We start from the raw sequence: 9,708 nt of genomic DNA, 5'->3' as shown, positions 1-9,708 counted from the left end.
TAGGTTTGAAAAGTCTTTTAAACAGATATGAAACAATGCGTTGGACTTAAATGAAACCGCCGTATACCGAACGGTACGTACTGGTGGTGTGAGAGGACGGGAGTTAATCACTCCCTCCTACTCGATTGTTGGCAGTTATATTCGAATTACCTACATGATATTGATAATCATTATCAATTGTGATTTAATAATATCAATAGTTCATAGGGGTTGAATAAAAAGGATGAATAGGAAGCATATCATCAATGACATGATTGAAATTGTGGCGAGCTGCTTAACAGATAACTGGAATCCGGTCCATGATTTGCGGGTAAATGAATCATTGCTTATCTTTGTTCAAAAAGGCGACGGGTATGTAGAGCGAATGGATAGAAGCGATATACTGCAGCATGGAGACATGATCGTTATTTCTTGTGACGGAACAAATGATGCAATCCAAATCATACCAAATCAGAAATTAGAATTATTTATCATTCATTTTGTCAAGGCTGCTGTTGGTAGATATCAAGGGGAATGGAAGGTTCATGACATGAGAACGAATGTGTCGGTCCATCATTTTCACATGTACAATCATCCGTTCATTCATTATCAGCTGAATCAGTTGTATGAAAGCTGGAAGAATCTAAATGAAAAAAATCACAAGGAAAGTATCCAAAAGTACTTTAATCAATTATTATCGGAGTTGGAAAAAAATAGTTGATAGGCATACAGATGAACAAAATGATTTGATGCATGAAATGAAGTCATATTTGGATCAATATTTTGATGACCCCATTCCAATTACAGAGTTAGTAAAGATGTCTGGCCTGAATGTAACAACTTTCTATAAAGAATTTAAGGATTATACTGGATATGCACCACTGCAATATTTAACCAATAAGCGAATAGATAGGGCCAAGCATTTTCTCTTAACTACGTCCATACCAATTTCTGATATAGCCCATAAAGTGGGATATCAGGATGTATATTATTTTAGTCGTGTATTTAAGCGAACAGTAGGTGTATCTCCGAAAAAGTTCTCTGAATTATGCAAAAGGAAGTTTTTTGTGTTAACGCCTGCGTTTACAGCTAATTTATTGGCATTAGGCATTGCAGAGCATTTGTTATATCCATTATCCCAATCAGATATTCATAGTTTTTTAAAACAATCCAGGAAGAGGGAGGTTAACCTGGATGAATTAAGCTTATGGGAGCCACAATGTATTATTTGTCGGTCAGAGAAAAGAATGCTTGCGAATCAGTTGCAAAAAATAGCTCCAATCTCACTTGTTCCATATAAAAATTTAAGCTGGAGAGAACAGTTATTTCAATTAGCTAACGTTATTGGCAGTAAGGAATTAGCCCAGCGTTGGCTCAATCAATATGACAAACGGCTACATAAGGTTCGAAAAAAAGTAAAGCAAAAGGTGGGTAATGACAAGGTAGTTGCAATCAGGGTGCTAGATAAAAAGATTCGTATTTTTGGTGTTCAAAGAAGGAAGCTGAGTGACTTTTTATATCGAGAATTGAAGTTGAATGCACCTGCTATGATCAAGGATGTGTTTTATTATGACCTGGACTATGATTCCAATGAGCTTTGCAATTTAGACATCCAACATATTTTATTAATAGTGGACCCTGGTAAAGAGGAACAAATCAGTCTGGTGAAAAATAAATTAAAAGGAAATATTTATGAAGTGGATAGCATCCCATGGTTAAGCTATTCTGCTTGGGGTCATGAAAGGATTTTAACTGAGGCATTGGAGGTTTTTGCATAAGCGTATTAAAAAAACGTCAAATAAATATAAAAAATTGTCCATTTTATATGGGATTGTTTTTACCTATAATACAATTGATAATGATTATCATTATCGTTAAAAGTATAAGGGATGAACAATCCCATTTTTTAATTGCAATAGTTTTTTGTTGGGCAGCAGTAATTAGATGTATTTATGTTTGATAAAGCAAAGGTAGTGATGGGGGATTAATGGCAATTTGTCTAGTGTGCAGAAGAAATCAGAGGTACAAGTTCCTTTTATGGAACCGGAAGAAAAGGTAGAGGATGTGAAGACGCGGCCAATAGCGGCAACCATTATCTTAGCTATTGGCGTAACTGCTATCGTAATTGGTATGGCTGCATCGATATCTATAGGGGTGCGAGACATTCATCTTGGAACTGTCTTTGAGGCGGTCTTTGCGTTTAACCCTAATAATGATTTACATCAAATTATAACGAGCTTACGATTACCAAGGGCAATCGCAGGTGCAATGGTGGGAGCAGGATTTGCCGTTGCAGGGGGCAATCATGCAAGGGATGACACGGAATCCATTAGCTGATCCTGGATTACTCGGGGTGAATGCTGGTGCGAGCTTTGTCCTTGTTATTGCATTTGCTTTTTTTCCATCATTACCATTCGAATATTTAATTTTATTCTCCTTCATTGGTGCAGGACTGGGTGCGGGAATTGTGTATGGTATAGCTTTTTTTACACCTGGAGGGTTATCTCCGCTGAAACTAGCAATCGCAGGGGCTGTCATTGGTTCATTGCTGACAGGTTTAAGTCAGGCTTTCACCTTGTTGTTCCAAATTACATATGATTTAACGTTTTGGTCTGCGGGAGGGATTTCGACTGCTGAATGGTTTCAAGTATCGGTAATGGCTCCTTGGATTATTTTCGGCTTAGTGATTGCCCTGTTTATATCGCGTTATATTACCATTCTTAGCTTGGGTGAAGATGTCGCAAAAGGACTTGGACAGCGAACCACCTTGATTAAGGCGATTGGGATTATTGCAGTGTTGATTTTGACTGGGGCTGCAGTTGCGACGGTAGGGGGAATTGGTTTTGTTGGGTTGGTGATCCCTCATATTGTTAGAGGAATAGTAGGAGTGGATTATCGCTGGGTTATTCCCAATCGATGCCATTCGAATAAAGGTAGCAGGTATAGACAGCTATAATGAATTAGGGAGAAAAAAGATAGAAAAAGTAGCAACAAAGTTATTAAAAATGGGTTATGAGGTGGATGTTGTAGCGGGGTCCTCTTTAAAAAAGATGGAATTAGAAGTAGAGGGGATTGGGCAAGTTACGGAAAATTGGACAACCCTAGGTGTTGCACAAAAGCTATCCGGAACTTGGGATGTAATGAACTTATTGACAACTATTTTACTTGGTTTTTTCGGCTTACTTTGGTTATTTCTACGATTAATTTATGAAAAACAACTCCTAACCTCCGAAAATGAAACATTGCGCATCATTGGGTGGCCACGGAAAAAAATAATTATTCGAAATGGTGTTGAACAAAATTTAATCATTACAACAGCATTTGGAATTTCACTGGTTATCCTTTATTTTATGAGAGTAGATATGATTTTGTTTTACGGTGCTGGTCTTTTTTGGATAATTTCAATCATCTTAAGTACCATTTTATTGGGAATCAAAGAAAAAGAATTGATTCGAGTTCATGCATATAAACGATTTGCTTCCATCATTTATTATAGACATCTTGTCATGCCATTAATGTTTATCACCTGTTTATCAATACTATTAATATCAATGCAGTTGTCTGTTTTTGGGGAGGCAATGTCTCTCGCTGGCGAGACAAAAATGGGCGAATTCATTGGAGAAGAAACATTATGGTTTCAATTAGCAATTAGTGCTGTTATTGTACTGCTAAGCACCATTGCCCTCAGTGAAGGTATAAATACATTATTGATGGAGCGGAAGCAGGAATTCGACATCTATTATCGAATTGGATGGAAAAAGTCAAAAATCTTATTTCATATATGGAAAGAATCAGCAATATGGTTCCTCACTTCTGCGATTATTGCTTTTATAATTTGCGGTGGCATTTTGTATCAAATAGGAATACCATTACACTGGATTGGGTTAGGCTCAATAACAGCTGTATTAATACTTGGATTGATCTTAAATATCATCATCCTAACAAGAAGATATTTTTCTATTTAAAATTATAAAAATGATGTACAGTCTGAAACTGATTCCGGATGATAATTAATACTGCAATAGGAGGCTACATAATGGTGAATGACAACTTATTATTGATAGATAAAAAAGCGGGTTTAAGTTTGGAATTTAGCAAACTCGTATCTATGATGAACTATACGAGAGAAACAACATTAGCTGAGGTTAGGGATTTGTCTGTTGAGCAATTGGACTTCCTAATGAACGATCAGGCAAATTCTATTGGCATGCTTCTCGCACATATGGTATCTGTTGAAAAGGCATATCAAATTGACACGTTTGAAAAGCGTCAAATCACAGAGGAAGATGTCGACGTGCTCAATCCAGGTTTAGATCTTGGAAAAAAAGCGCAAGAACTAATAAAAGGAAAACCAATAGAATTCTATTTGGATCAACTGGAGCAAACAAGAAATAAAACAATCGATACCTTTAAAAAATTGCCAGATTCATGGTTATTCGAGCAGTCATTTTGGGGAGAAAACAGCGTGAACAACTATTTCAAATGGTTTCATGTTTTCGAGGATGAATTAAATCATCGTGGTCAAATTAGACTCATCAAAAAAGAAATGGGTAGACCGGAATCCTAAGCACATGTGTCAACAATAGTGATATGATGTATGTGAGCGTTGCTTTGAAAATAATTAAATGAGAACTGATATTGGCTTGAAACGGGGGGATTCAACTTGTCATTTTGGGGAATAATGTGGGCCGTCATCGGTGGATTATTACTGATTGGCATCGTAGTGGATCTAATCGCAAAAATGCTAGGAAAGAAAGTCGTGGTCGGTGAACGAGATCGAAAATCTACTGATCCCAAAAGAATTGATTCAGAAAACCAAATCCATATGAATAGAAAGAATAATACCTGGCTATAGAAAAAATCGAAAATAAAGTGAAACTTCAATCAGTGGGAGTTTTCGCATTTCCCCCACTGATTGTTAGTTGAACCAATCAGGCCTTTACTGGCTGTTGATCCCCCACTGACAATTCAGATTATCAACAAAAATTCTTGAAGTGGGGGTCTTACAGCCAGTTAATCTGTGATAAATATGCAGATTGGACTCCAATCTTGGAATTCAATCTGCATTTCTTTTTGCAGTCGGATCATTTAGCTTTCTTATGGCATTATGGTTTTTATAGTATGTGATTTGGTGATTTCATCCAAAGTCGAGTAAGATAAACGATATTTAAGTTACTCGAAATCGTGTATTTTTGAAATTGAAGTAAGTTAAACAGCCTTTAAGTTACGCGAAATCATGTATTTTCCAAATAGGAGTAAGTTAAACAGCCTTTGAGTTACTCGAAATCATGTATTTTCCAAATAGGAGTAAGTTAAACAGCCTTTAAGTTACTCGAAATTGTGTATTTTCCAAATTGGAGTAAGATAAACGGCATTTAAGTTACTTGAAATCGTGTATTTTCCAAATAGGAGTAAGTTAAACCGTATTTAAGTTACTCGAAATCTTGTATTTGCCAAATTGAGGTAAGTTAAACTTATTTAAAGTATGTGATTGGGTTGGAAGAAAAGATATTCCTTCTTCTTGGCTTGAAAAATAGTCCCAAAGCATGGTATAAGTGTAAAGGAAGCAAAAGAGGTTTTGCTTTTTAATTTTGGGATCATGATTTAACTTGAAATCCCATAATGAGAGGGATTTGGAAATGACAGATAATTTTTGGCGTGATTTACCACGACCATTTTTTGTATTAGCACCAATGGAGGATGTGACGGATGTTGTATTTCGTCATGTAATTAGTGAAGCAGGTCGGCCGGATGTGTTTTTTACGGAGTTTACCAATACGGAAAGTTTTTGTCATCCGGAAGGTATCTTTAGTGTCCGCGGGCGGTTGACATTCACAGAGGACGAACAACCGATAGTGGCGCATATTTGGGGAGATAAACCTGAATATTTTCGTGAGATGAGCATTGGTATGGCAGAGCTTGGATTTAAAGGTATAGATATCAATATGGGCTGTCCGGCACCAAACGTTGCACAAAAAGGAAAAGGCTGCGGTCTTATTCGTCGACCAGAAGTTGCGGCAGAAATTATACAAGCAGCAAAGGCTGGTGGACTGCCAGTAAGCGTGAAAACAAGGCTAGGGTATACGAATGTTAACGAATGGCGTGACTGGTTGACGCATGTTTTTAAACAGGACATCGTAAATCTTTCTATCCACCTGCGTACAAAAAAAGAAATGAGCAATGTGGATGCGCATTGGGAACTCATCCCAGAGATCAAGAAGCTTCGCGATGAGATTGCCCCTGATACACTTTTGACAATCAATGGAGATATTCCAGATCGTCAAACTGGGTTGCAACTAGTTAAGCAGTATGGTGTGGATGGCGTGATGATAGGTCGCGGCGTTTTCAAGAATCCTTTTGCCTTTGAAGAAAAAGCAACAGAACCTAGTAGTAAGGAATTATTGGATTTATTAAGGCTGCATTTGGATTTTTTCGATAAATATTCTCAAATGGAGCCCCGCTTATTTAAGCCGCTTCGTCGATTCTTTAAGATTTATGTTCGTGGTTTTCGTGGTGCAAGTGAATTAAGAAATCAATTAATGAGCACAGAATCAACAGATGAAGTTCGTGAAATGCTTGATGGCTTTATGGCGGGCGCGCTAACGGATGATTGAATAATTTTAAAATGATTGTTTACTGAGCCTCTTAGGGAGGCTTTTTTTGCGGGATGAAATGAAGAGCTGGGATGATATCCGGATTACACCGGGGAGCAACAGCTGCTGTGAAAATCAATTCCCACTTATTGGGCAGAGCAGAAGGATTTTCGGATCGTATTTGAATAAGGTATAATGAACCGAAAGAATCTCATAGAAGAAAGTAAAACGTTTCGATACAGCGAAAGCACTTTATCAGATGAAATTCATCTTAAAAGGAATATTAATACCTTAGAGATAAATTTTTATTTAGGCCATTAATTTTCCAACCAGTTGTAGTATATACTGTCTTTCTTATTCGCCAGTCGGTGCAATTCTTTAATGTTCTAATTTGCGTGCTGAAGTAGCGAGTCTGCCCATGAGCGTATTTGGTGCCCCAACCCTGCCAAAATCATTAAAAACGGTTCAAATACTTTCCTTTTTCCAATTGTGCCCCCAACGTCTATTCTCTCATTTCGCCTTTTAAAAAAAGGCTGCATTCCGATAATAGCCGTTGGTACATATCCTGTACCAGGCAAAGAGCGTCTAAACCAATTGTTTCGCTACGCTCAACAAGTTCGCTATGCGAACGAAAAACCCGTTGTCCTGGCGTTGCCAGTCCAAGCAACTATCGTTGCAAAAAACATTTCCCTTACTAAGTGCTCCTTTCCTTTTTTATTTTTTGTCCTCTCTAGGCAATAGCTATTGCCTGTTCCTTTCGCTTTTTCCTGTTCTACATAATAGTGTTCCCACCATTCCCTGTTTTTTAATTCCCAGTATGCTACTACACTAGATAGCATTTTATAACCCAAATAAGAGGAAACTTTTCCCCTAGATCAAGTAAAATGGAATGAATACTCCATACACTCTGAGTTAACATAACCACCCAAAATGGCAGTTAAAAAATACAGCAAACCCTTTAAACCACTCTGCTCGCCAAATAACAAAACCATATATGTTATACGTTGTTTTATACATTGTTGATTTTATGCTCTTTCGGTACTTGACCGTTTCCCTAAAAATGCATAGAAAAGTGCATAAAAAAAGACCCTAATCTAGGATCTAATATTTCTTCTGCCTCCCCAATACCTTTTATATCAAACTCCCCATAAATAGTCCTTTTTTTCATTTTTACTTTTAAATGGGGATTTTCCCTCATTGTATTTACTTATTATTTATTAATCATATTTAGGACACGTTTTAAGTCAGTCATATTACCCCTATAATATTAAAAAAGGCTATCCAAAAAAATCCTTGATAGCCTAAAAAGAATAAACCAATTTTAAATTAATATGCAAGTCTTCCAGAAGAGGTTCCATTCCCCCACACGCGAAGATATCCACGTGAAGGCTTATCACTTAAACTGAGAGACGTCGTAACATTACTTACACTTCCAAGAACCTCTTTAACTCCAATAGATCGTATACCATCAAAATAGTAACCATATACTTCGTAAGCAAAACGAGTACCCTTATTCAATTTTTGTCTAGTAATATCTAAAATTAAGCCTCTACTAGGTATATTAAACGCATTAGTATTTTTATAACTTACAATGTCTACGGAAAAAGATACAAGTGTCATTCCAGCTTGGATGGTATTATCATTCGATTTCAAAGTAGAATTATCATTAATTTCATATAAGTTCCTTTCTTTCAGTACTTCGAAATCATTATCATCCGGCTCATCACTTATATACAATTTCCATGACTCATTTACTTTTCTTACTATAATATCTGTTTTTAAAACCCCACCCGATTTATGTGTTTTCTTAACAGTAAACTTATACGACCCATCATCTTGCTTTTCATTATTTAAAATCTCATAACTTTGTAACGGATCATAGTTAAAATCTTGATTATAGAAGGAAATCGCTTCCTCTTCAGAATTAAAACGTTTATCAATTACATTGTTATAATACTCTTTAGTATTACCTTCTAACATTGCGTTATAAGCATCTTTAACAATCTGTTCAGGATTAAGTGAACCGGCGAAAACATTGTTAATCCCAAGAATTGCAGAAAACAGCACAAAAACTACTACCAATAACAGTCTTTTCAAATCATTTCAACTCCCTCTAATTTTAGAGTCGCGAAGTAACGGCCTCAGTTTTCCAGTTTGTGGACAACTCTATTACTTACACAATAGCATAATAACTGTAAAATAGCTAGACCTTTCACGCATTTAATATAAAGAAAATCCTTTATCTTAATTCGATTTTTGCCTTTCAAATTTTTTATACAGCGCGATTTGTTCGCGATAATGACCCCATTGTGCTCACGCTCGTGCAAATGGTAAGTGCATCTTTTTTTGCCGGGATCATTGTATTATCGCAGGGCGAAATGGCATTTTCAGTTGATTCACAGGCACTGGGTCCAGTCCTTTACCTTGGGGTATTCTCCACAACGCTTGCTTATTTGCTGCAGACGATGGCGCAGAAGTTTATTTCTGAAACAAAAACCGCCATTATTTTATCAACAGAATCATTATGGGGGATGATTTTCTCTGTAATTATTTTGAGTGAACTGATCACTGGAAGAATGATGCTTGGTGCGATATTAATTTTAGTGGCGATTATTATTTCGGAAACGAAGCTGAAGTGGAAACGAAAAGAACCAATAATAGATCCCATTAAAGAGAAACAAATTAGTTAACTGCATAATGGAAAAGAAATGATTCGCGATATTGCAAAACGATCCCATGTTTCCACTACTACCATTTCCAGGGTCTTGAATGATGATGAAAGTCCCATGTTACAGCAGCGACATCAGGTTAGGTATAGGAATCGGGTTAAGGATTTATGACAGGATGTTTTTGAAACAGATTTGCTGGAAAAGGATACTTTTCATTGGGAATATGTTAAAATTGTCAACTAACAATCAGTGGGGGAGATTAAGTCCATATAATTGTGTAAATAGAAAAGGGTCATTCATCAACCCTATGTTACAATGTTTTTACCACAAAAACCATAACAGGAGGAATTGATGATGACCCAACTTAATTTTACACTAGATTTTGATAAACTAAAAGCAGATGTAATGCAATCCAGCTTAAATGATGTGGTTAAATCCATGGTGGTGCTAGTTTTGAATGAGTATAT

11 protein-coding genes are annotated in these 9,708 nt (G+C 36.6%); 10 read left to right on the top strand and 1 reads right to left on the bottom strand.

Annotated elements, in window-relative coordinates; genetic code table 11:
* The first annotated feature begins 223 nt into the window (after positions 1-223).
* The 8 genes from DX933_RS08190 to DX933_RS08160 all read left to right on the top strand — a co-directional run bounded on the left by DX933_RS08190 (position 224) and on the right by DX933_RS08160 (position 6,593).
* On the top strand, positions 224-700 hold the full coding sequence (locus DX933_RS08190) for a hypothetical protein (RefSeq protein WP_123315963.1): 477 nt from the start codon (positions 224-226) through the stop codon (positions 698-700).
* Entirely contained in the window at positions 627-1,757 is a 1,131-nt protein-coding gene (locus DX933_RS08185) for a helix-turn-helix domain-containing protein (protein WP_123315962.1), read from the top strand. The genes DX933_RS08190 and DX933_RS08185 overlap by 74 nt, the downstream gene beginning before the upstream one ends.
* A gap of 226 nt (positions 1,758-1,983) precedes the next feature.
* Entirely contained in the window at positions 1,984-2,316 is a 333-nt protein-coding gene (locus tag DX933_RS18725; protein WP_263363184.1) for an iron ABC transporter permease, read from the top strand.
* Positions 2,285-2,935: a FecCD family ABC transporter permease gene (locus tag DX933_RS08180; protein ID WP_263363182.1), complete on the top strand. Its 651-nt coding sequence runs from the start codon at positions 2,285-2,287 to the stop codon at positions 2,933-2,935. The genes DX933_RS18725 and DX933_RS08180 overlap by 32 nt, the downstream gene beginning before the upstream one ends.
* 61 nt (positions 2,936-2,996) lie before the next feature.
* Positions 2,997-3,944, top strand: coding sequence for a hypothetical protein (locus DX933_RS08175; protein ID WP_190279457.1), 948 nt, complete (start codon positions 2,997-2,999; stop codon positions 3,942-3,944).
* A 71-nt stretch (positions 3,945-4,015) separates the two neighbouring features.
* Complete coding sequence (locus tag DX933_RS08170; protein WP_123315960.1) at positions 4,016-4,546, top strand: DinB family protein; 531 nt, start codon at positions 4,016-4,018, stop codon at positions 4,544-4,546.
* 96 nt (positions 4,547-4,642) lie between these two features.
* The gene (locus DX933_RS08165) at positions 4,643-4,834 is read left to right on the top strand and encodes a hypothetical protein (protein ID WP_123315959.1); all 192 of its coding nucleotides are present in this window, start codon (positions 4,643-4,645) and stop codon (positions 4,832-4,834) included.
* Positions 4,835-5,618: 784 nt separating this feature from the next.
* Entirely contained in the window at positions 5,619-6,593 is a 975-nt protein-coding gene (locus tag DX933_RS08160) for a tRNA dihydrouridine synthase (protein WP_123315958.1), read from the top strand.
* A 1,305-nt stretch (positions 6,594-7,898) separates the two neighbouring features.
* Here the strand turns inward: DX933_RS08160 and DX933_RS08150 are convergent.
* The gene (locus DX933_RS08150) at positions 7,899-8,669 is read right to left on the bottom strand and encodes a hypothetical protein (protein WP_123315956.1); all 771 of its coding nucleotides are present in this window, start codon (positions 8,667-8,669) and stop codon (positions 7,899-7,901) included.
* A gap of 128 nt (positions 8,670-8,797) precedes the next feature.
* Here DX933_RS08150 and DX933_RS08145 point away from each other — a divergent pair, with 128 nt between their 5' ends.
* Together DX933_RS08145 and DX933_RS18885 are read left to right on the top strand one after the other, a co-directional pair.
* On the top strand, positions 8,798-9,262 hold the full coding sequence (locus DX933_RS08145) for a DMT family transporter (RefSeq protein WP_123315955.1): 465 nt from the start codon (positions 8,798-8,800) through the stop codon (positions 9,260-9,262).
* A gap of 18 nt (positions 9,263-9,280) precedes the next feature.
* Positions 9,281-9,412 (top strand): LacI family DNA-binding transcriptional regulator, encoded by a 132-nt coding sequence (locus DX933_RS18885; protein WP_123315954.1) that lies wholly within the window; start codon positions 9,281-9,283, stop codon positions 9,410-9,412.
* Positions 9,413-9,708: the final 296 nt, after the last annotated feature.

The sequence above is a fragment of the Ornithinibacillus gellani genome, from assembly GCF_003730295.1.
GTDB classification, from domain to species: domain Bacteria; phylum Bacillota; class Bacilli; order Bacillales; family Amphibacillaceae; genus Ornithinibacillus_A; species Ornithinibacillus_A gellani.
Note: the sequence above shows the minus strand (reverse complement) of the source record. Positions and strands in the feature narration are given on the sequence as shown.

Excerpts from the sequence above, each read along its gene's own strand:
- DX933_RS08180 (WP_263363182.1), top strand. The coding sequence starts at position 2,285 with ATGCAAGGGATGACACGGAATCCATTAGCTGATCCTGGATTACTCGGG.
- DX933_RS08190 (WP_123315963.1), top strand. The coding sequence starts at position 224 with ATGAATAGGAAGCATATCATCAATGACATGATTGAAATTGTGGCGAGC.
- DX933_RS08160 (WP_123315958.1), top strand. The coding sequence starts at position 5,619 with ATGACAGATAATTTTTGGCGTGATTTACCACGACCATTTTTTGTATTA.
- DX933_RS18885 (WP_123315954.1), top strand. The coding sequence starts at position 9,281 with ATGATTCGCGATATTGCAAAACGATCCCATGTTTCCACTACTACCATT.
- DX933_RS08185 (WP_123315962.1), top strand. The coding sequence starts at position 627 with ATGAAAAAAATCACAAGGAAAGTATCCAAAAGTACTTTAATCAATTAT.
- DX933_RS08170 (WP_123315960.1), top strand. The coding sequence starts at position 4,016 with ATGGTGAATGACAACTTATTATTGATAGATAAAAAAGCGGGTTTAAGT.